The sequence below is a fragment of the Pseudomonas sp. P65(2024) genome, assembly GCF_057480955.1.
Window position 1 is genome coordinate 41,016 of record NZ_JBLIYX010000020.1, and the last position, 25,608, is coordinate 66,623.

Annotated in this window: 16 protein-coding genes and 2 pseudogenes; 4 read left to right on the forward strand and 14 right to left on the reverse strand. The window is 65.5% G+C overall.

The features are described 5' to 3' along the window. Positions 1-207: 207 nt before the first annotated feature. On the reverse strand, positions 208-1,875 hold the full coding sequence (gene ettA, locus AC25MA_RS22385; protein WP_028691353.1) for an energy-dependent translational throttle protein EttA: 1,668 nt from the start codon (positions 1,873-1,875) through the stop codon (positions 208-210). A 228-nt stretch (positions 1,876-2,103) separates the two neighbouring features. Next, positions 2,104-2,496, reverse strand: coding sequence for a hypothetical protein (locus AC25MA_RS22390; RefSeq protein ID WP_241412303.1), 393 nt, complete (start codon positions 2,494-2,496; stop codon positions 2,104-2,106). 1,098 nt (positions 2,497-3,594) lie between these two features. Between AC25MA_RS22390 and AC25MA_RS22395 the strand changes: the two are divergent. Beyond that, positions 3,595-6,579, forward strand: a pseudogene (locus tag AC25MA_RS22395) (sensor domain-containing protein); the annotation flags it as partial. Positions 6,580-6,891: 312 nt separating this feature from the next. Continuing rightward, positions 6,892-8,145 (forward strand): serine hydroxymethyltransferase, encoded by a 1,254-nt coding sequence (gene glyA / locus AC25MA_RS22400; protein WP_028691350.1) that lies wholly within the window; start codon positions 6,892-6,894, stop codon positions 8,143-8,145. 59 nt (positions 8,146-8,204) lie between these two features. On the opposite strand, the pseudogene AC25MA_RS22405 reads toward glyA, so the two are convergent. The 4 genes and pseudogenes from AC25MA_RS22405 to AC25MA_RS22420 all read right to left on the reverse strand — a co-directional run. Continuing rightward, positions 8,205-8,423: pseudogene (locus AC25MA_RS22405) on the reverse strand (Fis family transcriptional regulator); the annotation flags it as partial. 126 nt (positions 8,424-8,549) lie between these two features. Beyond that, entirely contained in the window at positions 8,550-9,527 is a 978-nt protein-coding gene (gene yjiA / locus AC25MA_RS22410) for a GTPase (RefSeq protein ID WP_028691349.1), read from the reverse strand. Positions 9,528-9,605: 78 nt separating this feature from the next. Further along, a complete protein-coding gene (locus tag AC25MA_RS22415) occupies positions 9,606-9,803 on the reverse strand; it encodes a YbdD/YjiX family protein (protein WP_028691348.1) in 198 nt (65 codons plus the stop codon). A 13-nt stretch (positions 9,804-9,816) separates the two neighbouring features. After that, positions 9,817-11,883, reverse strand: coding sequence for a carbon starvation CstA family protein (locus AC25MA_RS22420; protein ID WP_062362098.1), 2,067 nt, complete (start codon positions 11,881-11,883; stop codon positions 9,817-9,819). A 166-nt stretch (positions 11,884-12,049) separates the two neighbouring features. Here AC25MA_RS22420 and AC25MA_RS22425 point away from each other — a divergent pair, with 166 nt between their 5' ends. Next, complete coding sequence (locus AC25MA_RS22425) at positions 12,050-12,418, forward strand: PilZ domain-containing protein (RefSeq protein ID WP_028691346.1); 369 nt, start codon at positions 12,050-12,052, stop codon at positions 12,416-12,418. A gap of 261 nt (positions 12,419-12,679) precedes the next feature. Next, entirely contained in the window at positions 12,680-14,197 is a 1,518-nt protein-coding gene (locus AC25MA_RS22430; RefSeq protein WP_028691345.1) for a nucleobase:cation symporter-2 family protein, read from the forward strand. An 88-nt stretch (positions 14,198-14,285) separates the two neighbouring features. Here AC25MA_RS22430 and AC25MA_RS22435 read toward each other — a convergent pair whose 3' ends face one another. The 8 genes from AC25MA_RS22435 to radA all read right to left on the reverse strand — a co-directional run bounded on the left by AC25MA_RS22435 (position 14,286) and on the right by radA (position 25,476). Beyond that, a complete protein-coding gene (locus AC25MA_RS22435; protein WP_232853737.1) occupies positions 14,286-15,623 on the reverse strand; it encodes a TolC family outer membrane protein in 1,338 nt (445 codons plus the stop codon). A gap of 4 nt (positions 15,624-15,627) precedes the next feature. After that, positions 15,628-16,959, reverse strand: coding sequence for an HlyD family type I secretion periplasmic adaptor subunit (locus AC25MA_RS22440; RefSeq protein WP_236248672.1), 1,332 nt, complete (start codon positions 16,957-16,959; stop codon positions 15,628-15,630). A 4-nt stretch (positions 16,960-16,963) separates the two neighbouring features. Then, complete coding sequence (locus AC25MA_RS22445; RefSeq protein ID WP_028691342.1) at positions 16,964-18,730, reverse strand: type I secretion system permease/ATPase; 1,767 nt, start codon at positions 18,728-18,730, stop codon at positions 16,964-16,966. A gap of 169 nt (positions 18,731-18,899) precedes the next feature. After that, positions 18,900-19,517: a heme acquisition protein HasA gene (locus AC25MA_RS22450; protein ID WP_213884076.1), complete on the reverse strand. Its 618-nt coding sequence runs from the start codon at positions 19,515-19,517 to the stop codon at positions 18,900-18,902. An 82-nt stretch (positions 19,518-19,599) separates the two neighbouring features. Next, positions 19,600-22,269 carry a TonB-dependent receptor gene (locus AC25MA_RS22455; protein ID WP_241412311.1) on the reverse strand — a complete coding sequence of 890 codons (2,670 nt, stop codon included), beginning with the start codon at positions 22,267-22,269 and terminating at the stop codon, positions 19,600-19,602. A 205-nt stretch (positions 22,270-22,474) separates the two neighbouring features. After that, on the reverse strand, positions 22,475-23,464 hold the full coding sequence (locus tag AC25MA_RS22460) for a FecR family protein (RefSeq protein ID WP_069017053.1): 990 nt from the start codon (positions 23,462-23,464) through the stop codon (positions 22,475-22,477). A 68-nt stretch (positions 23,465-23,532) separates the two neighbouring features. After that, positions 23,533-24,036 carry an RNA polymerase sigma factor gene (locus AC25MA_RS22465; RefSeq protein ID WP_028691338.1) on the reverse strand — a complete coding sequence of 168 codons (504 nt, stop codon included), beginning with the start codon at positions 24,034-24,036 and terminating at the stop codon, positions 23,533-23,535. Positions 24,037-24,108: 72 nt separating this feature from the next. Beyond that, complete coding sequence (radA, locus tag AC25MA_RS22470; RefSeq protein WP_028691337.1) at positions 24,109-25,476, reverse strand: DNA repair protein RadA; 1,368 nt, start codon at positions 25,474-25,476, stop codon at positions 24,109-24,111. Between the last annotated feature and the right edge of the window lie 132 nt (positions 25,477-25,608).

A 25,608-nucleotide genomic window follows, 5' to 3' on the forward strand; every position in this document is an offset into this window, starting at 1 on the left:
CAGGGCGCAATGTCGTTTTTATGAAATTATTTGGTGCGTTTTCTGTAAGTGTATACAAAATTCGAGACACAGGATCTTGCTTGGCTGATCGGCTTGAACCCGGCTATCGCAAGGCAAGCCCGCTTCCACCTTGCCCCGCCGACACTCGAATGCCAGGCACAAAAATGGGGCCCCGAAGGGCCCCATTGCTGTGCAGCGAAATCCGGCTTACTGGGCCAGTTTCTTGTGACGCACACGGTGCGGCTGGGCAGCGGCGTCGCCCAGGCGCTTCTTGCGGTCGGCTTCGTACTCGGTGTAGTTGCCCTCGAAGAACACCACGCTCGAGTCGTCTTCGTACGCCAGGATGTGCGTGGCCACACGGTCCAGGAACCAACGGTCGTGGGAAATCACGATGGCGGCGCCCGGGAAGTCCAGCAGGGCTTCTTCCAGGGAACGCAGGGTTTCGACGTCGAGGTCGTTGGACGGTTCGTCGAGCAGCAGGACGTTGCCGCCCTCCTTCAGGGTCAGGGCCAGGTGCAGGCGGCCACGCTCACCACCGGAGAGGTCCTTGACGAACTTCTGCTGGTCGCCACCCTTGAAGTTGAAGCGGCCGACGTAGGTGCGCGACGGAATCTCGTAGCTGCCGATGCGGATCTGGTCGGAACCGTCGGAGATCTGCTGGAACACGGTCTTGCTGCCGTCCAGGTCCTCGCGGCTCTGGTCGACGCAGGCCAGTTGCACGGTTTCACCGATCTCGATGCTGCCCGAGTCCGGCTGCTCCTTGCCCATCAGCATGCGGAACAGGGTCGACTTACCGGCACCGTTGCCGCCGATCACGCCGACGATGGCGCCCTTGGGCATGGCGAACGACAGGTTGTCGATCAGCACGCGATCACCGTAGCCCTTGGTGACGTTCTTGAACTCGATGACCTTGTCGCCCAGGCGCGGACCGGCCGGGATGTAGATCTCGTTGGTCTCGCTGCGCTTCTGGAATTCCTGCGACTGCATCTCTTCGAAACGTTGCAGACGGGCCTTGGACTTGGACTGGCGGGCCTTGGCGCCTTTGCGCACCCACTCCAGTTCCTCTTTCATGGCCTTCTCGTGGGCGCTCTGCTGCTTGGATTCCTGGGCCAGACGCTCCGACTTGGCCTCCAGCCAGCCCGAGTAGTTGCCTTCGTACGGGATGCCGGCGCCGCGGTCCAGTTCGAGGATCCAGCCGGCGACGTTGTCGAGGAAGTAACGGTCGTGGGTGATCGCCACCACGGTGCCGGGGAAGTCGTGGAGGAAACGCTCAAGCCAGGCCACCGAGTCGGCGTCCAGGTGGTTGGTCGGTTCGTCCAGCAGCAGCATGTCGGGAGCCGACAGCAGCAGGCGGCACAGGGCCACGCGGCGCTTCTCGCCACCGGACAGGTGCTCGATCTTGGCGTCCCAGGCCGGCAGGCGCAAGGCGTCGGCGGCAACGTCCAGCTGACGCTCCAGGTTGTGGCCGTCGGCGGCCTGCAGGATAGCCTCGAGCTTGGCCTGCTCGGCGGCCAGCTTGTCGAAGTCGGCGTCGGGGTCGGCGTAGGCGGCGTAGACCTCGTCCAGGCGGGCCTGGGCGTCCTTGATCACGCTGACCGCTTCCTCGACCACTTCACGCACGGTCTTGGTCGGATCCAGCTGCGGCTCCTGGGGCAGGTAGCCGACGTTGATGTCGGGCATCGGACGGGCTTCGCCGTCGAATTCCTTGTCGACGCCCGCCATGATCCGCAGCAGGGTCGATTTACCCGCGCCGTTCAGGCCCAGCACGCCGATCTTGGCGCCAGGGAAGAACGACAGGGAAATGTTCTTGAGAATTTCCCGCTTCGGCGGCACGACCTTGCTCAGCCGATGCATGGTGTAGACGTATTGAGCCAAAACCAAGCCCTCTATCAGATAGGTAAAGACACGCGCCCCGGCATGGGCCAGGGGGATGTGATTACGGGGTGTCGTTGAACAAAGTGGGCCATTCTACGCCAACTCGCGGCGTTGCACAGATGAGTAGATGGCGGCGCCGTTCGGCGGCTACCGCGGGTCAACCCCGCTCCCACGCCACGGCGTTGTTGCATGGGAGCGGGGTTGGCCCGCGATCAAGGTGACGCAGGCTCAGACGTGCGCTTGCTTGACCTTGCCGCGCGGTAGGCGGCAACGGTCCGACTGCTCGGCCAGGCGCGCGGCCCAGGCGGCCTTGACGCTGAAGCCGCCATTGCGGGCAGTTTTTTCCGCAGCCTTGGCGGCGGGCTTGCTCGCGGCCTTGGCGGGCGCGGCAACAGGCTTGCCAGCCGCCGGGGTGACGGCCTCGACCGCAGGCATGGCCTGCTTGCGCAGTTCGGCCAGCGACGGCGTCTTGTTGGCACTGGCGGCAGCCGTGTCCGGCTTGGCCAGCGAACGCTGGCAGGTCTTGCAGGATACGTCCTCGGTCACGGCAGTGCTGACCAGGGTCTGACTGCTGCGCCCACAGGCGGAATCGAGGCCATTGGTGGAATAGTGGGTAACCAAAACCGTACATCTCCGTTGCGTTGACTATGAAGCGGGCGGCATTCTCGCACAGGTTGCAGGGGCTTGCCGAACCGACATGACCGGCTGCCGGGCGGTGCGCGGACATACGGACTGGCACTTTGCCATGTTTGCGGGCATGCTAGTCGGCTTCTCGCGTGCGCCTTATAGTGCGCCCAGCGACCACGGCACGCGCCGTGCATGCTGCGAGGACGCAACCCCTGCCATCGCCAGCCAAATCGCAGGACCCAACGCTTGACCAATCTCACGCAACCGTCATCCCTGCGGCCTGCCGACACCTCGGCCGGCACACACCTGCGTGGCTCGCTCAAGGGGGCGCTGGCCCTGCTCGCCCTGGTTTTGCTGGGTTTGCTGTTGTGGCAACTGTTCGCCCAGTTCCGCCATACCCAGGCCGACCTGCGTCAGCACAGCCTGACGACCAGCGCCGAATTGGCCGACCACCTGAGCCTGAACATGGCGCTGAAGGCCCAGCAATCGCTGAACCTGGTCCAGCCTTACGTCAATCCACCGGCGCCCGCCGCCCTGCCGAGCCTGCTCACCACCTTGCAGGCGCGCCTGCCGGCCCTGCGCGACCTGGCCTGGCTGGACGCCGCCGGGCAGGTGCGCAGCGACAGCCTCGACGGCACGCCGGACCGTCAGTTGATTGACGACCTCCTGCAACTGAACCAAGGCCGCGCCTTCTTCTATGGCAACGGCGCCGACAACCAGCGGGTGTACCTGCTGCTGCGCCAGCCGGCCGAGCAGGACCGCGGCTACTGGCTGCTGCGCCTGAGCCCGGACTACTACCAGGAGCTGACCCGCCACCTGGACGGCCCTACCCACCCCCTGTGGCTGCTGGAAAACAGCCGCAGCGGCGAGATCATCCAGCACCATGGCCACCGCCAGGCCAGCGACGAACCGCTGCAAAGCGTGATGCTCGCGTTCATCGACAACAGCACCTGGCAACTGCGCGGCCTGTTCGACGCAGGCATGGCCCGCGACAAACTGCTGCCGGCGCTGATCGGCAAGTGTGTGCTGGTGCTGTTCTGCGCCCTGCTGCCGGTGCTGGCGCTGATCAACATGCGTCGCCGCCAGCGCGCCCTGCAGGAGGATCGCCGACGCTACCAGGAAATTTTCGAGGGCACTGGCGTGGCCTTGTGCGTGCTCGACCTGTCCAGCCTGCCCGGCCAGCTCGACCGTTACCACCTGCGCAACCGCGCCGCGCTCAAGCACAGCCTGGCGCTGGACACCAAGCTGCGCCGCACGCTGCTGGCGGAACTGAAGATCACCGAGATCAACCAAGTGGCGCGTCAGCTGCTCAATGTCGACAGCCACGAAGGCGCCTGGCAGCGCCTGATCGAGGGCAGCGGCGACAGCCGCGACAGTATCGGCATGCAACTGATCGACGCGCTGATCGAAGAGCGCCAGCAGCTTGAACTGGAGGTGCGCTTGCCCGCCCCGCAGGGTGGCGAACTGCACCTGTGGCTGATGGCCCGCCTGCCTCAGCAGCGCCGCGACTACCAGGCGGTGATCCTGAGCATCAGCGACATCACCAGCCGCAAGCAGGTGGAGCTGTCGCTGCTCGAACGCGAAGGCTTCTGGTCGGACGTGGTGCGCACCGTGCCCGACCAGCTCTACGTGCAGGACGTCAACAGCCAGCGCATGATCTTCAGCAACCGCCACCTCGGCCAGACCCTGGGCTACGACCGTGTGGAACTGGCGCAGATGGGCGACCGCTTCTGGGAAATGCTCCTGCACCCCGGCGACGCCGAGCACTATCGTGCCCTGCGCCAGCAGCAGCGCGACACCGGCCACGGCGAGTCGCTGCACTGCCAGCTGCGTTTCCGCCACCGTGACGGCGGCTGGCGCTGCTACGACATCCGCGAGCAGGTGCTGACCCGCGACAGCGAGGGCCAAGTCACCCGCATCATCGGCGTGGGCAAGGACGTCACCGTGCAGATCGAGGCCAGCGAGTCCCTGCGCGACAGCGAGCAGCGCTACCGCATGCTCGCCGAGAGCATCAGCGACGTGATCTTCTCCACCGATAGCCAGTTGCAGCTCAACTACGTCAGCCCCTCGGTGCAGGCGGTGCTGGGCTACCAGGCCGACTGGATCTTCGCCAACGGCTGGCAGTCGATCGTCGCCAACCCCGCCCAGCTCAGCGGCGTCTACAACCTGTTGGAGCGGGTCAGCAAGGTGCTGGGCGACAGTGAGCAGTTGGCCCAGTTGCGCAGCACCCTGCCCACCCAGCTGTTCCTGTTCGACTGCCTGCGCGCCGATGGCCGCAAGATCCCCATCGAGCTGCGCCTGGTGCTGGTGTGGGACGAACACGAGCGCTTCGAAGGCGTGCTCGGCGTGGGACGCGACATCAGCCAGCAGCGCCGGGCCGAGAAAGACCTGCGCATGGCCGCGACGGTGTTCGAACACTCCACCTCGGCGATCCTCATCACCGACCCGGCCGGCTATATCGTTCAGGCCAACGAGGCTTTCAGCCGGGTCAGCGGCTATGCCGTGGCCGAAGTGCTCGACCAGTTGCCCGGCATGCTCACCGTCGAACAGCAGCAGAGCGCCCAGCTGGGCTACGTGCTCAAGCAACTGAGCCAGCGCGGTACCTGGGAAGGCGAGGTCTGGCTCAAGCGCCGCAACGGCGAGCACTACCCGGCGTGGGTAGGCATCACCGCAGTGCTCGACGACGAGGGCGACCTGGCCAGCTACGTGTGCTTCTTCACCGACATCAGCGAGCGCAAGGCCAGCGAACAGCGCATCCACCGCCTGGCCTACTACGACGCCCTGACCCACCTGCCCAACCGCACGTTGTTCCAGGACCGCCTGTACACCGCCCTGCAGCAGGCCGAACGGCAGAAGGCCTGGGTGGTGTTGATGTTCCTCGACCTCGACCGCTTCAAGCCGATCAACGACTCCCTCGGCCACGCCGCGGGTGATCGCATGCTCAAGGACATGGCCGAGCGCCTGCTGGCCTGCGTCGACGACGACGACACTGTGGCGCGCATGGGCGGCGACGAGTTCACCCTGTTGCTGCAGCCCAAGGCCACCCGCGAGCAGGCGCTCAACCGGGCGATCCATGTCGCCGAGCACATCCTCGACGGGCTGGTCACGCCGTTCGTCCTGGAAAACCGCGAGTTCTTTGTCACCGCCAGTATCGGCATCGCCCTGAGCCCGCAGGACGGCAGCGAGCTCAGCCAACTGATGAAGAACGCCGACACGGCGATGTACCACGCCAAGGAGCGCGGCAAGAACAACTTCCAGTTCTACCAGGCAGACATGAACGCCAGCGCCCTGGAGCGCCTGGAGCTGGAGAGCGACCTGCGCCATGCCCTGGAGCAAAACGAGTTCACCCTCTACTACCAGCCGCAGTTCAGCGGCGACGGCAAGCGCCTGACCGGCGCCGAGGCGCTGCTGCGCTGGCGCCATCCGACCCGCGGCCTGGTGCCGCCAGGCGACTTCATCCCGGTGATCGAAGAGCTGGGCCTGGTGGTCGACGTCGGCGACTGGGTGCTGCGCGAGGCGTGCCGCCAACTCAAGGCCTGGCACAAGGAGAAGGTGCGGGTACCGAAGGTGTCGGTGAACATTTCCGCCCGGCAGTTCTCCGACGGCCAACTGGGTACGCGCATCGCCACCATCCTCGAGGAAACCGGGCTGCCCCCGGCCTGCCTGGAGCTGGAGCTGACCGAAAGCATCCTGATGCGCGAGGTCAACGAGGCCATGCAGATCCTCGACAGCCTGAAGAATCTCGGCCTGAGCATCGCGGTCGACGACTTCGGCACCGGCTACTCGTCGCTCAACTACCTCAAGCAGTTCCCCATCGACGTGCTCAAGATCGACCGCACCTTCGTCGACGGCCTGCCCGAGGGCGAGCAGGACGCGCAGATCGCCCGGGCGATCATCGCCATGGCTCACAGCCTCAACCTGGCGGTGATCGCCGAGGGCGTGGAGACCCACGAGCAGTTGGAGTTCCTGCGCGAGCACGGCTGCGACGAGGTGCAGGGCTACCTGTTCGGCAGGCCGATGCCGGCCAACCAGTTCGAGGCGCAGTTCAGCAACGAGACGTTGTTCATGTTCCAGTGACGACGGTGACACGAGACGGTTTCCGTGGGAGCGGCCTTGCGTCGCGAAAGGGCTGCGCAGCAGCCCCAGGACCTAAGTGTTAACGCAAAGATCGCCGGGGCCGCTTTGCGGCCCTTTCGCGACGCAAGGCCGCTCCCGCAGTGCACGGCGCCAAGCCTTGAAAAACGGACCCAAAAGTCAACTCCAGCCCAGAAACGGCGCGGGCTGCAACATGAGGGCCATTGGTCCGCGACTTGATGCCACTTCATATGCCAGCGGCGAATCAATCGGTTAGAATGCCCCCCCAATTCTGCCCGATCCTTGAGGACCGCCATGTTCAGCCGTGATTTGACCATTGCCAAGTACGACGCCGAGCTCTTCGAAGCCATGCAGCAAGAAGCCCTGCGCCAGGAAGAGCATATCGAGCTGATCGCTTCGGAAAACTACACCAGCCCGGCGGTCATGGAGGCCCAGGGTTCGGTTCTGACCAACAAGTACGCCGAAGGCTACCCAGGCAAGCGCTACTACGGTGGTTGCGAGTACGTCGACGTCGTCGAGCAGCTGGCCATCGACCGCGCCAAGGAGCTGTTCGGCGCCGACTACGCCAACGTCCAGCCGCACGCCGGCTCCCAGGCCAACGCCGCCGTCTACCTGGCCCTGCTGTCGGCCGGTGACACCATCCTGGGCATGAGCCTGGCCCACGGCGGTCACCTGACCCACGGCGCCAGCGTCTCCTCCTCGGGCAAGCTGTACAACGCCATCCAGTACGGCATCGACGCCAACGGCCTGATCAACTACGACGAAGTCGAAGCACTGGCCCTGGAGCACAAGCCGAAGATGATCGTCGCCGGCTTCTCCGCCTACTCGCAGGTCCTGGACTTCCCACGCTTCCGCGAAATCGCCGACAAGGTCGGTGCCTACCTGTTCGTCGACATGGCCCACGTGGCTGGCTTGGTCGCCGCCGGCGTGTACCCGAACCCTGTTCCGTTCGCCGACGTGGTCACCACCACCACCCACAAGACCCTGCGCGGTCCGCGTGGCGGCCTGATCCTGGCCCGCGCCAACGCCGACATCGAGAAGAAGCTGAACTCCGCGGTCTTCCCGGGCGCCCAGGGCGGCCCGCTGGAGCACGTCATCGCCGCCAAGGCGATCTGCTTCAAGGAAGCGCTGCAGCCTGAGTTCAAGGCCTACCAGCAGCAAGTGGTAAAGAACGCCCAGGCCATGGCCGAAGTGTTCATCGAGCGTGGTTTCGACGTCGTTTCCGGCGGCACCCAGAACCACCTGTTCCTGCTGTCGCTGATCAAGCAGGAAATCTCCGGTAAGGACGCCGACGCCGCCCTGGGCAAGGCGTTCATCACCGTCAACAAGAACTCGGTCCCGAACGACCCACGTTCGCCGTTCGTCACCTCGGGCCTGCGTTTCGGTACCCCTGCCGTTACCACCCGTGGCTTCAAGGAAGCCGAGTGCCGCGAACTGGCTGGCTGGATCTGCGACATCCTGGCCGACCTGAACAACGAAGCGGTGATCGACGCCGTGCGCGAGAAGGTCAAGGCCATCTGCAAGAAGCTGCCGGTGTACGGCAACTGATTGGCGGACGCCTGATGTGAAAAAGCCCGGCCATATGCCGGGCTTTTTTGTGCTTGTTCTCAGCGAGTTGTTGCGACATCCGGCACGAGACGTATTTCCACGCGCTGGCCCAAGGCTCTCGCCGCATTGGCCAGCGTTGCCAGCGTCATGCCGGCATCCGTCTGATCAAGCGCTCGATCGACCGCCGTACGGCTGGTGTGCATGCGCTCGGCAAGCGCCTTCTTGCTGACCTTCTGCTGCTTCATCGCCTCAGTCAGCTGCCAGGCAATCACCCGCTTGTGACTCGACCAAGCGCACCAAAAAAGGTACCTCTTTCAAGGGGGCCATAGCGTGTGGCCCAATGTATTGAACGAGGCAAAAAAATGCCGCCATTTGGCGGCATCAACCAGTCAGCTACGTCCCACTCATGCGTGATACAACGCCTCAAACCCTGCCCGAATATTCTCTTCCGGCAGCTCATCGGCAATGAACACCATCACGCTTTCCCGTGTCTCGCCGTCCTTCCACTCGGCGTCCCAATCAAAGCCATAGAGCTTGAGCACCCCTTGGAACACCAGACGGCGGTCCTCACCGGCAATGTTCAATACCCCCTTGTAGCGCAGCAATTGCTTACCGTGCTCTTCCAGCAGCTCGTTCATGAAGTCGCTGAGCCGATCGATGTCCAACGGCGTTTCGGTACGCAGCACCAGCGTCGAGATACGGTCAGGGGTGGCCGGCTTGAGCAGCGGGCGCAAGGTGGGCTTTGGGCTGATGCCCAGGTCGGGGTTGAGGTTGAAGCCGCGCACATCGAGTAGCTCGGCCAGGTCGATGCGGCCGTGCTCGACCACGCGGATTGCCGCCCGGCCATTGATACGCGCCAGACGCTCGCGCAGGGCGTCGACCACCTGTGGCTCGACCAGGTCGGTCTTGCTCAGCAGCAGGCGGTCGGCGAAGCCGACCTGGGCCTGGGCGATGGCCTGGGTCAGGTGCAGCTCGGCATGGGCGGTGTCGACCAGGGTGATAATGCCGTCGAGGATATAGCGCTCGCGCAGCTCTTCATCGATGAAGAAGGTCTGCGCCACCGGCGCCGGATCGGCAAGGCCGGTGCACTCGATGACCAGGCGATCGAAGGCGATTTCACCGGCATCCAGCCGTTCGAGCAGCAGGTACAGGGCCCGGGTCAGGTCGCCATGGATGCTGCAGCACACGCAGCCATTGGCCAGGGTCATGACCTGCACCGGTTCATCGCCCAGCAGCTGGCTGTCGATGCCGGCCTCGCTGAATTCGTTTTCGATCACGGCGAGCTTCAGGCCATGCTCGGCCCTGAGCATATGCTTGAGCAATGTGGTCTTGCCGGCGCCAAGGAAGCCGGTCAGCACGGTAACGGGAATCGGCGTTTGCACGCGGTTGTCTCCTGCAGCTGAAAATGAAAGTGGGAGCCCGGTTGCCCGGGCTCCCACTGGTTCACGCGTGTCGCGGGTTCAACAGCACTTGGGCCCGGACTTGCCACCATAGCGCGCTTCCTGGCGCTCGCGGAAGAACTCTTCGTAGCTCATCACCGGCTTGTCCGGGTGCTTCTTGCGCATGTGCTCGACATAGTTGTCGTAGTCGGGCATGCCGACCATCAGGCGGGCGGCCTGCCCCAGGTACTTGCCCAGTCGACCCAGGTCGTTGAACATCGCGGCGATCCTCTCAAGCGTCAGGCAGGGCCTGGAACGGGGTTTCCTTGTCGGTGCGCTCCTTGCGACCCAGGGCGGCGAGGCCAACCTTGACGGCGAAGAACAGCACGCTGAACACCACCACCAGGAACAGCACGGTCAGGCCGGCGTTGGTGTAGGCGTTGAAGATCACATGCTGCATCTGGCCGATGTCCTTGGCCGGGGCCAGCACTTGGCCGGCATCCAGCGCGGTGCTGTACTTCTTGGCCAGGGCCAGGAAGCCGACCGCAGGGTTCGGGTCGAACAACTTGATCAGGCCCGCGGTGGTGGTGCAGATCAGCAGCCACACGGCCGGCAGCAGGGTGACCCAGACGTAGCGCTGGCGCTTCATCTTGATCAACACCACGGTGCCCAGCATCAAGGCGATGCCGGCGAGCATCTGGTTGGAGATGCCGAACAGCGGCCACAGGGTGTTGATGCCACCCAGAGGATCGATCACGCCCTGGTACAGCAGATAGCCCCACAGCGCCACGCAACCGGCGGTGCCGATCAGGTTGGCGGTCCACGACTCGGTGCGTTTCAGGGCCGGCACGAAGCTGCCCAGCAAATCCTGCAGCATGAAGCGACCGGCACGGGTACCGGCGTCTACTGCAGTGAGGATGAACAGCGCCTCGAACAGAATCGCGAAGTGGTACCAGAACGCCATGGTGTTCTCACCCGGCAGTACCTGGTGCAGGATCTGCGCAATGCCCACCGCCAGGGTCGGTGCACCACCGGCACGGGCCAGGATGGTGTGCTCGCCGATATCACGGGCGGTGGCCTCGAGCTGCTCGGGTGTGATCATGAAGCCCCAGCTGCTCACAGTCTGCGCCACCGAGACGACGTCGGCACCGACCACCGCGGCCGGGCTGTTCATGGCGAAGTACACCCCCGGCTCGATCACCGAGGCGGCGACCATGGCCATGATGGCGACGAACGACTCCATCAGCATGCCGCCGTAGCCGATGTAGCGGGCGTTGGTTTCGTTGTCCAGCAGCTTGGGCGTGGTCCCCGAGGAGATCAGCGCGTGGAAGCCGGACACCGCGCCGCAGGCGATGGTGATGAACAGGAACGGGAACAGGGTGCCCTTCCAAACCGGGCCCGTGCCGTCGGTGAACTGGGTCAGCGCCGGCATCTTCAGTTCGGGCGCGATGATCAGGATGCCGATGGCAAGGCCGACGATGGTGCCGATCTTGAGAAAGGTCGACAGGTAGTCACGCGGCGCCAGCACCAGCCACACCGGCAGCACGGCAGCGACGAAACCGTAGCCGACCAGCATCCAGGTGATCTGCACGCCGGTGAAGGTGAACGCCGGGCCCCACACCGGATCTGCGGCGATCTGGCCCCCCAGCCAGATCGACAGCAGCAGCAGGACCACGCCGATGACCGAGATCTCGCCGATGCGGCCCGGGCGGATGTAGCGCATGTAGATGCCCATGAACATCGCGATCGGGATGGTCGCCATCACCGTGAACATGCCCCACGGGCTCTCGGCCAGGGCCTTGACCACGATCAGCGCCAGCACCGCGAGGATGATGATCATGATCAGGAAGCAGCCGAACAGGGCGATGGTGCCCGGGATGCGGCCCATTTCCTCGCGTACCATGTCGCCCAGCGAGCGGCCGTTGCGGCGGGTGGAGAGGAACAGGACCATGAAGTCCTGCACCGCGCCGGCCAGCACCACGCCGGCGATCAGCCACAGCGTGCCGGGCAGGTAGCCCATCTGCGCGGCGAGCACCGGGCCGACGAGCGGGCCGGCGCCGGCGATGGCGGCGAAGTGGTGGCCGAAGAGAATGTGCTTGTTGGTCGGGACGTAGTCCAGGCCATCGTTGTTGAGCACCGCGGGCGTGGCCCGGCGGGGGTCGAGCTGCATCACCTTGGTGGCGATGAACAGGCTGTAGTAACGGTAGGCGACCAGGTAAAGGGCCACTGCCGCGACCACGATCCACAAGGCGTTGATGGCCTCACCGCGACGCAGGGCGACCACACCCAGCGCGCAGGCCCCTATGACTGCCAGCGCCAGCCACGGAATGTGGCGTAGCAGGCTATTATTGTTGTTCATGGTTTACTTCCAGCTGGTGGATTGGAAAGACCGCCCATCGAGTCTAGGGCGACTCATCGCGCATTGCCACACTTGCTTTGGTCTAGAGCCTCTGCGGCCAGATTGCGGTACCTGATACTGCACCATAACCCACTATAGTCAGGTTGAACCCCCGAGGGCTTTTCCCATGAGCGACCACGACGAACGCCGCCGCTTTCAACGCATCGCCTTCGATGCTCCCACTGAACTGCGCCAGGGCGAGCGGCGCTGGCCGGTGAAACTGCTCGACCTGTCGCTCAAGGGCTTGCTGATCGAGCGCCCCGATCCCTGGAATGCCGACCTCACCCAGGATTTCGAAGCGATCATCCACCTCAACGACAAGAAGACCCAGGTGCTGATGCAGGTCGAACTGCGCCACGAGGAGCCGAGCCGCCTGGGTTTCATCTGCCTGCACATCGACATCGATTCGATGACCCATCTGCACCGTCTGGTGGAACTGAACGTGGGTGACAGCACCGAAATGATGCGCGAGCTGCGCGAACTCATCGAAGATTGATATCTCTTAGCTTGCTATCTATCTGGCTGTGACGGCTTTCCTGTCCAGCCAGACAGCTTTCATACGCCTGCCAAGTGCTTTGTACACACCCCTCTGATACAGCCTCCTGCAAGTTGGAACGCAACCTGCATCCAGGTTTCACGCACCCTGGACGCACCAGTTCCGTCGCTACGATCAAAACTTTGTATACAATTTTTGTGGCAATTTTTTGTGCTTGTTGTCTACAGTAGCGGCACAACAATAAACAGAGAGCCTGCTCCAATGACCACGTCCCCCAGCACGTCTCCCGCCCCGCGCCCCGAGGACGAGAACCTCGGCCTTGGCGCCAACCTGGCCTACGGGCTGCAGCATGTCCTGACCATGTATGGAGGGATTGTCGCCGTACCCCTGATCCTCGGCCAGGCCGCCGGCCTGGCCCCGGCGGAAATCGGCCTGTTGATCGCCGCCTCGCTGTTCGCCGGGGGCCTGGCGACGTTGCTGCAGACCCTTGGCCTGCCGTTCTTCGGCTGCCAGCTGCCGCTGGTGCAGGGCGTGTCGTTCGCCGGCGTGGCGACCATGGGCGCGATCCTCGGCAGCCAGAGCGGTGGCGGCTTGCCTTCGGTGCTGGGCGCGGTGATGGCGGCCTCGCTCATCGGTTTCCTGATCACCCCGGTGTTCTCGCGCATCACCAAGTTCTTCCCGCCGCTGGTCACCGGCATCGTCATCACCACCATCGGCCTGACCCTGATGCCCGTGGCCGCACGCTGGGTGATGGGCGGCAACAGCGCCTCGCCGGAGTTCGGCAGCGTGGCCAACATCGGCCTGGCGGCCCTGACCTTCGCCATCGTCCTGCTGCTGAGCAAGCTGGGCAGCGCGAGCATCTCGCGCCTGTCGATCCTCCTGGCCATGGTCGCCGGCACCCTGATTGCCTGGGCGCTGGGCATGACCGACTTCAGCAAGGTCACCGAAGGCCCGATCTTCGCCTTCCCCACGCCGTTCCACTTCGGCATGCCGACCTTCCATATCGCCGCGATCCTGTCGATGTGCATCGTGATCATGGTGACCCTGGTGGAAACCTCGGCGGACATCCTCGCCGTGGGTGAGATCATCGACACCAAGGTCGACTCCAAGCGCCTGGGCAATGGCCTGCGCGCCGACATGGCGTCGAGCATCCTGGCGCCGATCTTCGGCTCGTTCACCCAGAGCGCCTTTGCCCAGAACGTCGGCCTGGTGGCCGTGACCGGGGTGAAGAGCCGCTACGTGGTGGCCACCGGCGGGGTAATCCTGGTGGTGCTGGGCCTGCTGCCGATCATGGGCCGGGTCATCGCCGCGGTACCGACCCCGGTCCTCGGCGGCGCGGGTATCGTGCTGTTCGGCACCGTGGCGGCCAGCGGCATCCGCACCCTGTCCAAGGTCAACTACAAGAACAACGTCAACCTGATCATCGTCGCTGCCTCGCTGGGCTTCGGCATGATCCCGATCGCGGCGCCGACCTTCTACCACAACTTCCCGAGCTGGTTCGAAACCATCTTCCACTCCGGCATCAGCTCGGCGGCGATCATGGCCATCCTGCTGAACCTGATCTTCAACCACTTCACCACCGGCAACTCGGAAAACCAGTCGGTATTCGCCGCGGCCTACGAGCGCACCATCCAGTACTCGGACATCTCGGCCCTGCGCGATGGCGACTACTTCAAGGACGGCAAGCTGTTCGACGCCGACGGCAATGAGGTTCCGGTGCTGGAGCTTGACGAGCACGGCAACGAGGCGCCCAGGCGCAAGGCGGTTGCCGAACACTGATCGCTGACCAGGACGGTCATCGAGGGGGAGCCGACGCGCATCGTCGGCTCCCTTTTTTATCTGGTGCAGGTGTCGGAGCGCCGACGCACTATCCGTGCGACAGGAAATACCTGCTCAGCGCATTCAGATCCCCCGCCTCCAGTACGCCCGCCAGATAGCGCAGCTGCAACCACGCCCGCAGGTACTCATGGCGTGCCTGCGCCAGGTCACGCCTGGCACTGAACAGCTGTTGCTCGGCATCCAGCACATCGAGGTTGACCCTTTCCCCTCCCCGCACGCTCTTGCGTGTGGCCTGCACCAGGGCCGAGGCCGCCTTCACCGCCAGGTCGTAGGCGCGGATCTTCGCCGTGCCGCTAGCACACAGGTTGAACTGCCGACGCAGTTGGGTGAGCGTGTCGTTCAGCTGAGCATCCAGTTCGAACCCCGCGGCATCGCGCTGGGCACGAGCCTGACGCACTGACGCCTGCACCCCGCCCCCGGCATACAGCGGCACGCTCAACTGCACGCCGATGCTGTCGGTATCGTAGCGTTGGTTGTAGCTGCTCTCGGAGCTCGAACTGGAAATGCCCTTGCTGGCATAGGCACTCAACGAAGGCAGGTGCCCGGCCCGTTGCCGCTCGATGTTCTGCTCGGCGACCTCCAACCCATGGCGCTGGCTGGCCAGCTCGGCGTTGTGGGCCACGGCCAGGTCGCGCCAGCGCTCGAAACGTGTGGGGGTCAGGGGTTGGACGCGAAAATCGGCGGTCATCGGCGCCAGGTCCTCGACCACCACCGGCTCGCCGATGATCGCCTGCAAGGCGTGCAGCGCCGCATCGAGATTGTCGCCAGCCTCGATTTCCTGGGCCTGCGCCAACTCGTAGCGGGCGCGGGTTTCGAGCACATCGGTGCGGGTGCCCTCGCCGCCCTTGAGCAGGCGCTCGTTGAGGGTCATCTGCTCGGCATAGGTACGCCGCTGGGCCTGGGCCAAGGCGATCTGTTCGTTGGCGAACAACGCTTCGCTGTAGGCGCCGAACAGACGCACCATCAGCTCCTGGCCACGACCGCGATAGCGCTCGTCGGCCAGGGCGGCCTGGGCCACACCACGGCGGTAGTCGCTCCAGGCGGCGTAGTCGAACAACGGCTGCTCGAGGGTCAGGGTCGAGCTGTAGCTGCGGTAATCGCGCTGGGTGGTCACGTCGCCGAACTGGCTACGCTGGGTCACCTCGGAATCGTTGCGGGCGCGGTTGTAGCGATACGACAACCTGGGCAGCAGGCCAGCGCGACCGATCGCCAGGTTTTCGAGCCCGGCCTCGCGCTCGGCGATGGAGCCCTGCCAGGTGGGATCGTTGCGCAGCGCCAGGGCATAGGCGTCACCCAGGTCCAGGGCCTGCGCCGACAGGCTCGTGAACAACAGCAGCGGGCAGGCGGCACGCAGTAGCACGGACATCCCCTTATTCCTCGGTCAGCGCGACATGCACCCGGTCGGCCAGTGGCTTGAACAGGTAGTTGAGCAGCGAGCGCTCGCCAGTCCGCACGAAGGCCTCCACCGGCATGCCTGGGCGGATATCCAGGCCGGCCAGTTGGCCGAGGCCCTGGTCGCTGACCTTGATGCGCACCTGGTAGTAGGGCTGCTGGGTCTTTTCGTCGATCAGGCGATCGGCCGAGACCAATGTCACCTCGCCATCCACTCGTGGCGTGGTGCTCTGGTTGAAGGCGACGAACATCAGCTCCACCGGCAACCCAGGGCGCAGGCGGTCGATCATGTCCACCGAGGCGCGGGCTTCGACCAGCAGCGGCGCATCGCGCGGCACGATCTCCATCAGTTGCTGGCCCCGGGCGATGACGCCACCGTCGGTGAACACGCTCAGGCCCACCACGGTGCCGGCCACGGGGGCCCGCACCTGGGTATGGGCCAGCTCGAACTCGGCGCTGCGCAGGCGGTTGTCCAGGTCCTCTGCGCTGGCCTGCAGCTCGGTGAGCTGCTGACGCACTTCGTTCTGGTACTCCTGCTGGCGCTGGCCGATGCGCAGCTTGAGTTCCAGGACCTGACGCCGGGCGCGGCCGATGCTGCCGAAGTCCTCGGCAATCGAGCCGTTGACCTGGGCCAGCAGGCGCTCACTGTCGAGCAGGCGATTGCGGGCGATGTAGCCATCCCGAGCCAATTCGCGCAGGCCGCGCAACTGTTCGTCCAGCGCGTCACGCTGGGCCTGTTTGCTGGCCAGCGAGCCTTGCAGGCCCTGCAGCGAGGCTTCGGCGCCAGCGATGCTCTCGCGCAGGCCGCCAAGCTCCATCTCCAGCGCCTGGGCGCGGCTGCTGCGCAGTTGCCGCTGGCTCTCCAGCACCGTGGCCACCCAGGCACTGGCGGCCTGGTCACGCAGGCCTTGGGGGAAGTCGATCGAAGCCCTGCCATCGCGCTCGGCCAGCAGGCGCGCCTCGGCGGCGCGGGCGTTGACGTACTGTACCCGTAGCGAACCGACCTGGGCCTGGGCCTGGGTCGGATCCATGCGCAGCACGACCTGGCCGGCGCTCACCGTGTCGCCGTCACGCACCAGCAACTGCTCGATCACCCCGCCCGTGGGGGGCTGCACGGCCTGTCGGCTACCGGCGACCATCACGCTGCCGCTGACCGGCACGCCTTTGTCCAGCGGCGCCAGCGCGGCCCACAGGAGGAAACCGCCGAAACCTGCCAGCACCAGCCAGCGGCCCACCCGGCCCGGGCGGTGTTCGTCGAGGCTGAGCAGGCTCGCCTCGGTCTTTTGCGTGGAGAGGGCGTGTACGCTCATGGTGTCAGGCTCTTGGCTGGCCGAAGGTGACGCTCAGGCCGATGGGGTTGCGTGTGGAGGATGGCGCGACGGGGGCGGGCGCCGGCCGAGCGGCCCGCTGTGCGTCCTGCAGCACCCGGGCGGTGGGGCCGAAGGCCTGCAACTGGCCGCCCTTGAGCATCAGCAGGTTGTCCAGGCCGGCCAACAGCGAGGACTTGTGGGTGATCAGGATCAACGTGCGCTTGTGCTCGCGCAGCCTGGCAATGGCCTCGACCAACGCCTGCTCCCCGGCCTCATCGAGATTGGAATTGGGCTCGTCGAGCACGATCAGCGCCGGCAGCCCATACAGCGCCCGCGCCAGGCCGATGCGCTGGCGCTGGCCGCCGGACAGGCCCAGCCCGCCCTCCCCCAACAGCGTGTCATAGCCGCCCGGCAGCTTGAGGATCATGTCGTGCACACCCGCCAGCTGCGCCGCGGCCACCACTTGCTGGGCATCCACCGCGCCGAGCCGGGCGATGTTATCGGCGATGCTGCCGGCGAACAGCTGCACATCCTGGGGCAGGTAGCCGATATGCTGCCCCAGCGCGCCACGGTCCCAGACCCTCAGGTCCGCGCCATCCAGGCGGACCTTGCCGCTCGCCGGAACAACGGCGCCGACCAGCAGCCGCGCCAGGGTCGACTTGCCCGAGCCGGACGGGCCGATGATTCCCAGTGACTCGCCCGCCGGCAGTTCGAAGCCCAGGTTGTTCAGGCACAGACGGCTGCTGCCCGGCAGCGTCGCGCCCACCTGCTCGACCGCAAGCTTGCCGAGCGGCGTCGGCAACGGCATGCCCGCCGGGCGCGGCGGCTGGGCCTGCAGCAGCGCATTCAGGCGGTGGTAGGCCAGGCGCGCACCACTCCATTGGCGCCAGGCGCCGATCAACTGGTCGATCGGTGCCAGCACCCGGGCCATGAGAATGGAACCGGCGATCATCATTCCTGGCGTGATCAATTGCTCGATGGCCAGCCAGGCGCCCAAGCCGAGTACCAGCGACTGCAGAGCCAGGCGCACGGTCTTGGTCAGCGCGGTGACTGCCGCGGTGCGCTCGCTGCCCAGGTTCTGCCGGGCCAGGAAGCCGTGGTGCAGGCGCGCCCAGCGCTGGCGCACCGCCGCCAGCATGCCCATGGCCTCGATCACCTCGGCATTGCGCAGGTTGGCGCTGGCCTCCAGGCCGGCCTGCTGCGACAGCTGGCCGGCCTCGGCGAACGGCGCCTGGGTCAAACGTTCGTTGACCCAGGCCAGCAGCGTCAGCAGCACCGCCCCCAGCAGCGCCATCAGGCCGAGCCATGGGCTGAACAGAAACATCACCAGCAGGTACACCGGGAACCACGGCGCGTCGAAAAATGCGAACAGGGCCTGGCCGGTGGCGAACTGGCGCAGCGCGGTCAGGTCGGCAAGCATCTGCCCCGCCGCGCCCCGGTGCCCGGCCAGGCTGGCCTCGTAGGCGGCCTCGAACACGCGTGGGTTGAGGTTCATGTCCATGCGCGTGCCCAGGCGGATCACCACCTGGCTGCGCAGCCACTCCAGCAGACCCATGAAGGCGAACACCCCAAGCACCATGAGGCTGAGCATCAGCAAGGTCATCTCGTTGCGCGACGACAGGACCCGGTCGTAGACCTGCAGCATGTACAGCGCCGGGGCCAGCATCAGCACGTTGATCACCGCGGTGAACAGCGCAACGTTGCCAAGCCCGGCACGGCAGGCCCTGAGCGCCCGCAGCACTTCGTTGGCCGCGGTGGGAGCGGTTCGCATTGGTTGGAAACCTCGTAGAAGGCGCCGACCGGCGATTGCATTCGCCCTGTCGTCGCCACAGAATTCGCACCGCCGCAGCCTGGGCCCGGCAAAGACACGGGCTGCGGGGTAAGTGCATCAGATCAGCGATTGGCGGGGTAACCTTCCATTCGCTTTTTCATGCCTGTGCTCAGGCCGCCAGGGCCAGGTCCTCGGGCAGCGCCTGCACGCCGACCGCTTCGGCGGCAGCGGCGTGAGCCGGGCCGGCGGCCAGGGCCGCACCAATCTCGGCGAACGTGTTGTTGGTGGAGACGCCATAACCGGCCAGCAGGGTGTCCAGCACACCTTCCAGGGCCGAGGTGTTGCCCTGCATCAGGCCGTAGATCACACCCTGTACTTCGTTGCCGGCACGCCCGGCGCCCTGCGCGGCATCCAGGTCCAGGCCGTTGAAGCTGACCACGTAGTTGCCCAGGCTGAAGTCGCTGCCGCTACCACCACCGAGCACTTCGCCCAGGGAGACGTTGTCCAGCGAGCCCCACAGGTAGTGGTTGAGGTTGTCGCCCGGGGCCTTGGACGGGTCGAACACATAGTGCAGACCGTTGGCGCTGTCGCTGTCGGCGATGAAGGCGTAGTCCGAGTTGTTGCGACCGTGGGTGGCGTACTGGTCGCCATCGAAGGTGCCGTTGCTGAAGCCACCGGTGTTGCTGTAGCCATGGCCGGCAGTGACGAAGCCGGCACTCCAGAAGGCCAGGTAGTCGTCGACGGTCGAGCTGGCGAAGGCGGCGTCGTAGTTAACGGAAAGGGTCATGACGGTTCCTCGTTGTTGCACAGTGATGACGAAGGCGCGTTCCGTGCCTTCGCGTCGCCCGGAATGGGCAAACCCGGTTGATTCAGAAGCGGTACTCGAGCATGCCGCTCAAGGTACGGCCGCGGGCCAGCGACAGGTTGTTGCCGTCGCCCATGGCCACGAAGTAGGCCTCGTCGGTGGCGTTCTCCAACGACAGGGCCAGGTTCAGGCTGGGGGTCATCCAGTAGCTGGCGTAGAGGTCGTAGACCGTGTACTGCGGCCACTGGGCCTGGTCGATCTGGTTGTAGGTATGGCTTTTGAGGTTCTCGCCGTTGCCTTCGCTGTAGCGCACCCGCATGCCCACATCCAGGGTGCGCTCGAGCAGGCGCATGCCCAGGGTCAGGGCGCCACGGTCGGCGGGCATGTACGAGGCGTTGCCCATGATGTCGCCGCAGCTGACGATGTTGTTGGTGTCGCTGGCGCCCTCGGCGCGTGAGACCCGCACCGGCAACATGATGATGCGGCTGCCCACCCGCACCGGGCGCATGACGGTGCCAGCGCTGACCAGGCGCTGTGCGCCCCCCATGTAGAACTGGTTGGAACAGAACTCGTTGCTGCCGATCATGTGGGTGTAGCTGAGCTGGCCGTAGTAGGCGCCGGCGTCGTAGTCCAGGCTGTACTCCACCCCACGAAAGCGCGTGGTTTCCAGGTTGTTCTGGTAGGCCGAACGCCCCAGGGCAATACCCGCCACGCTGCTGCCGGGCAGCGAGACGTTGGTGTCGAGGAACGAGAAGTTGTCGATGCGTGTGTCGAAGTAGGCGACCTTGGCGCCGAAGCGATCCCCGTCGCGCAGCAGCGACTCCTTGAAGACGTTCAGCCCCAGCTCCCAGTTGTGCGACTCCTCGGCCTTGAGGAACGGGTTGGGGTAGACCATCTCGGCACTGCCGCCGGCATGCGGGCGGCCGCTCATGAACACTTCGGTCACCGCTGGCGGCCGCCAGCCACGGCCCCAGCGGGTGTAGACCTGCAGCCAGTCCGGTCCGGGCTTGAGCGCGATGCCGAAGGTCGGCGAAAAGCGCCCCTCCTCGGTGTCCTCGTCAAAGATCATGTGGGTCTGCTGGCGGGTAAGGCCGACCTCGGTGACGCCTTCGGGGTACATCCAGGTGGTGACCCCGGTCTTGCCGCTCAGACGATAACGGTCGTAGCGCAGCCCGGCATCCAGGGTGAGCCAGTCGTCATGCTCATAGGTGAGCTTGCCGAACAGGCTGGCCATCACCCGCTTGCCCTTGGGATTGGCACCCTGCACGTAGGGTAGCGACTCCACCTCGTTTGCCGCAGCGATGCGCTCGGTGCTGGGGCGGAAGCTGTCCTGGAACAGCTCGGTGCCGTAGTTGAAACTCAGGGTGTCAGCCTGTCCCAGGTGCCAGCGCGAGGTGTTCTGCAGCTGCAGGCCCCAGGTGTCGGTCTGGAAGCGGTCGGTGTAGGCCTCGACGCGGTTGCCGGTGGCGGCGCTGGACAGGTTGTCGGCGTTCCAGCGGTCCTGGCGGGTGGTCACGTAGTACAGCTTGACCTTGAAGTCGATCAGGTCGTTGTCCGGGGTGAAGCTGTAGTCCAGTGCGGCATTCTTCGCATTGATGTCGTTGGTGCCGGTGACCCGGTAGTAATAGCGGTTGGCATTGCTGTCGTTGTAGGTCCAGGCGTCCTTGCTGTCGGTGTCGGTCTCGATGTAGCTGAACTGCAGGCGCTGGTCGTCGGCGAGGTTGAGGCCGAGCTTGAACAGCTGCGAACGGGTCACGCTGTCCATCGCCCCCACTTCGCCGTGCAGCCAGCTCTTCCAAGCCTCGCGGTTCTCCAGCTTGCCGCGGATCTGCGTGCCCAGGTTGTCGGCGTTCTGCGTACCGCTGCGGTAGTTGCCGAAATGCCGCTCGCTGTGGCCAAGCAGGATATCGCCGGCTTCATTGCCGACGGCGAACAGCGCACTGCCATTGAAGTAGGTGCCGTTGCCCAGCTCGCCGATACCGTGGCCGGCGCGCAGGCGCCCCCCCAGTTCCTTGCCCGGACCGAGCAAGTCGCGGGCATCGACGGTGTTGAAGCTGGCGATGCCGCCGATCACCCCGGCACCGCCCATGCCGGCCGAGGTGCCCTTGTCGATCTCGACACCCTGGATGAACTCCGGGTCGATGAACATCACGCCGTTGCGCTGCTGGTGGCCGTTGACGTTGAAGTTCTGGCGCATGCCGTCGATGTTCATGTTGACCCGACCATAGTCCTGCACGCCGCGGATGTTCACCGACAGTCCGGGGTCACGCTGGTTGACGGCGGTGTACACGCCCGCGGTCTGTTCGAGCAGGTCGGCGGCATGGCGAGGGGCGCGCTGCTCAATCTGCTCACGGGTAATGACACTCACCGATCGCGGGGCCTGGTACACCCAATCGCCATCACGCTGCGAATCGATATGGGTCGCGCCCAACTCAAGGGCCTCGCCGTCCTGAACGAGACGCTCCAGGCCGACCTGGCCGGCGGCGCTGAAGTGGTAACGCACCGGCGTGCCGCGCAGCAGCTGGCGCAGGCCCTCTTCGGCCGGGTAGCTGCCGTGCAACCCTTCGCTGCGCAGACCGGCCAGCTTGCGGCTGTCGAAGAACACCTGCACACCGGACTGCTCGGCATAGGCCAGTACGGCGCTGTCGAGCGACTGGGCCGGAATATCGAAACGAACCAGGTTGCGGCTGGCGGTGCTTGGCGAATCGGCGGCGTGTGCCTGGCCGATCCCCATCGGCAATGCACAGCTGCCCAGGACCAGGCTGCCGGCCAGGGCGAGGCGGCCCAGAGGGCGCAGGGGTTGTAGTCGTGGCGTGCTCACTGCGATTGCTCGTCCGTTGTTGATGTTTTCTAGTAATGAAAATCAATCTCAACAGTCAGACGCGCGATGCAGAAGAAGTCAGTAAATAAAATTGAAAGTTTTTTTGCCGAAGCCGGGTTCAGTAGAGCACGGCCACGCCTGGAAGCTCGATCAGCCGGGCCTTGAGCTCTTCACCGAGCACCACCGGGGCGGTGCCTAGCTGGTCGAGGCGGAAGACGCCGCTGACCTCACGCCGAGCCAATACGTCACTGGCGACCACTAGCTGACCTGCGCGGTAGCGATTGAGCCGGGCGACCACCTCGGCGAGCGGCTGGCGTTCGAACACCAGCACCCCGCGCTGCCAGTCCGTGGCCCGCCGCAGGTCGTGACCCGGCCAGGGCCGCACCCCCTTGCGCTGGTCATAGCGCAGACTGTCGCCCTGCTCCAGCACCTGGCCGGCCTGCCCTTGCAACGGCGGCGCCTGCAGCTCGACCGCAACACTGTGCTCCAGCATGCCGACCCAGCCCCCTTCGCCCGCAGCGCCAACCACGAAGCGAGTGCCGAGGGCGCGGCTGGTAGCCCCGGCGTACTCGACCACGAACGGGCGTGCGTCCTGGGCCGTGACCGGTGCGGCAGTGAAGATGGCTTCACCGGCCAGCAGACGCACGCGCCGTTCCCGCTCATCGAAGGCAAGCTGGAGGGCGCTGCGGCTGTCCAGTTCCACCTGACTGCCATCGGGCAGGGTCACCCGGCGCACTTCGCCGATCCCCGTGAGGTAGTCCGCGCGCCAGCCCAGCCATGCCTGCGGCCCCTGTTGCACGGCCAGCACTGCCAGCAACAACGCCGCCGCGCTGGCAACAGCCCGGCGCAACCGAGGTCGCCGTCGCCGCATCGGGCTGCCCTGGAGGGGAGTCGTGGGGCGAGCGCTCGAGACGGCGGGCAAGCGTGCCAATTGCCCAAGGTCAGCCCAGGTGGCCTGGGCAAACCCATAGGCACGGGCGTGCCGGGGATCGCTGGCGCACCACTGGTCCAAGGCGTGCTGCTGCGCCGGGCTCAGGGGACCGGCCTGCTGCAGCACCACCCACTCGGCGGCCTGCTCGCGGATGGCTTGCTCGTTCTGGCTGCTCACACGGTTCTCTCGCGATCTGGTTATGTCTGGGCTGACGTCTGAAGCGGCATTTGTCAGTAAACCGTTGGTCATTCGGTTTCCTGCAGGCACTGCATCACATAGGCCAGGGCCTTGGCCAGATGCTTTTGCACCGAGCTGTCGGAGATCCCCAGGTGCCGGGCGACCTCGGCGTGGGTCATGCCCTCCAGGCGGTTCAGGCGAAAGATTTCCCGGGTGCGCTCGGGCAGCTCACCGAGGATCGCCTGCAGGCGGCGCAGGTGCTGTTCGCGCACGGCCTGCTCCTCAAGCCCAGGGGTGTCCTCGACGATCGCCTCGAAGGCCTCGTGGGGCACCGTGTCAGTCTTGCGTCGCTGCTGCTGGCGCACGTGATCGATCATCAGGTTGTGCGCCGTGCGGTACAGGTAGGCCTGGGCGTTTTCGATGGGCTCGTGACGCTGCTGCTCGGCCAGGCGCAGGAAGCTGTCCTGCACCAGGTCGGCCGCCAACTGCGGGTCGCGCACCTTGCGCGAGAGCAGGCCCTGAAGGTTTTTCGCGTGCTTTGTGAACAGCCGCTTGAGGTCGAACTCCGCCACACGCTCTCCATGGGGTGGTCGCAAGGTGGCGGTATGCTACTGGTTATTGAGAATCACTTGCAAGAAACGGCATCACTCGAAGAGTGCATCCAGCGCCTGTTCCAGACGGGTCACGGCAATCACCTGCAAACCGGCGGGTGCCTCCTTTGGCGCGTTGCCCTTGGGCACGATGGCGCGCTTGAAGCCATGCTTGGCCGCCTCCTTCAGGCGCTCCTGGCCACTGGGCACCGGCCGCACCTCGCCCGACAGGCCGATCTCGCCGAATACCAGCAAGCCATGGGCCAGCGGACGGTTGCGCAAGCTCGACATCACCGCGGCCAGCAACGCCAGGTCGGAGGCGGTTTCCAGCACTTTCACACCACCGACGACGTTGAGGAATACATCCTGGTCATGGGTGGGGATGCCGCCGTGCCGGTGCAGCACCGCCAGCAGCATGGCCAGGCGGTTCTGGTCCAGGCCCAGGGTCACCCGGCGCGGGTTGGCCAGGTGACTGTCGTCGACCAGCGCCTGGACCTCCACCAGCATCGGCCGGGTCCCCTCCCAGGTGGCCATGACCACGCTGCCGGGTACTTCTTCCTGGGTGCGGTTGAGGAAGATCGCCGAGGGGTTGGAGACTTCCTTGAGGCCGCGGTCGGTCATGCCGAACACGCCCAGTTCGTTGACCGCGCCGAAGCGGTTCTTCACTGCCCGCAGCAGGCGCAGGCGACCATCGGACTCCCCCTCGAAATACAGCACGGTATCAACCATGTGCTCAAGCACCCGGGGCCCGGCCAGCGAGCCTTCCTTGGTGACGTGGCCGACCAGGAAGATCGCCGTGCCGCTCTGCTTGGCGTAACGCACCAGCAACGCCGTACTCTCGCGCACCTGGGCGACGCCGCCCGGGGCCGACTGCAACTGCTCGGTGAAGATGGTCTGGATCGAGTCGATGACCATCACCCGCGGCTTTTCCTGGCGCGCGGTGGCGATGATGGTCTCGATGCAGGTTTCGGTCATGACCTTGAGCTGGTCCTGGGGCAGGCCCAGGCGCCGGGAGCGCATGGCCACTTGCTGCTGCGACTCCTCGCCGGTGACATACAGCGCCGGCATCTGCGTGGCGATGTTGCACAGGGTCTGCAGGAGGATGGTGGACTTGCCGATCCCCGGATCACCGCCGATCAACACCACCGAGCCGTCCACCAGGCCACCGCCGAGCACGCGGTCGAGTTCGGTGCTGCTGGTGGTGAAGCGCGGAATCTCCTCGACACTGACTTCGGCCAGGGTCTTGATCTGTGCCTGCTGCCCGGTCCAGCCGGCCCGCCCGCTCGGCGCCGCGGCGCCGCCGCTTTCGATCATGGTCTCGACCAGGGTGTTCCAGGCACCGCAGTCACCGCACTGGCCGGCCCATTTGGGGAAGGTCGCGCCGCACTCTGTGCAGCCATACAAGCGCTTGGCCTTGGCCATGGGCGGGTCTCCTGGGAAAAACCGCCATGATAGCCGAACACGGACGTGTCCCGGAGGCAGCGGCAGGCGACAAAACTATTCGCTCTAAACACAGTCTGTAGCTGCGAACGTCACGCATGAAGCGTTTTAGTG

Coding starts and splice junctions, on each gene's coding strand:
- AC25MA_RS22425 (WP_028691346.1), top strand. CDS start 12,050: ATGAGCGACCACGACGAACGCCGCCGCTTTCAACGCATCGCCTTCGAT.
- AC25MA_RS22450 (WP_213884076.1), bottom strand. CDS start 19,517: ATGACCCTTTCCGTTAACTACGACGCCGCCTTCGCCAGCTCGACCGTC.
- AC25MA_RS22455 (WP_241412311.1), bottom strand. CDS start 22,269: ATGGGGATCGGCCAGGCACACGCCGCCGATTCGCCAAGCACCGCCAGC.
- radA (WP_028691337.1), bottom strand. CDS start 25,476: ATGGCCAAGGCCAAGCGCTTGTATGGCTGCACAGAGTGCGGCGCGACC.
- AC25MA_RS22445 (WP_028691342.1), bottom strand. CDS start 18,730: ATGCGAACCGCTCCCACCGCGGCCAACGAAGTGCTGCGGGCGCTCAGG.
- AC25MA_RS22430 (WP_028691345.1), top strand. CDS start 12,680: ATGACCACGTCCCCCAGCACGTCTCCCGCCCCGCGCCCCGAGGACGAG.
- glyA (WP_028691350.1), top strand. CDS start 6,892: ATGTTCAGCCGTGATTTGACCATTGCCAAGTACGACGCCGAGCTCTTC.
- AC25MA_RS22420 (WP_062362098.1), bottom strand. CDS start 11,883: ATGAACAACAATAATAGCCTGCTACGCCACATTCCGTGGCTGGCGCTG.
- AC25MA_RS22435 (WP_232853737.1), bottom strand. CDS start 15,623: ATGTCCGTGCTACTGCGTGCCGCCTGCCCGCTGCTGTTGTTCACGAGC.
- AC25MA_RS22440 (WP_236248672.1), bottom strand. CDS start 16,959: ATGAGCGTACACGCCCTCTCCACGCAAAAGACCGAGGCGAGCCTGCTC.
- AC25MA_RS22415 (WP_028691348.1), bottom strand. CDS start 9,803: ATGTTCAACGACCTGGGTCGACTGGGCAAGTACCTGGGGCAGGCCGCC.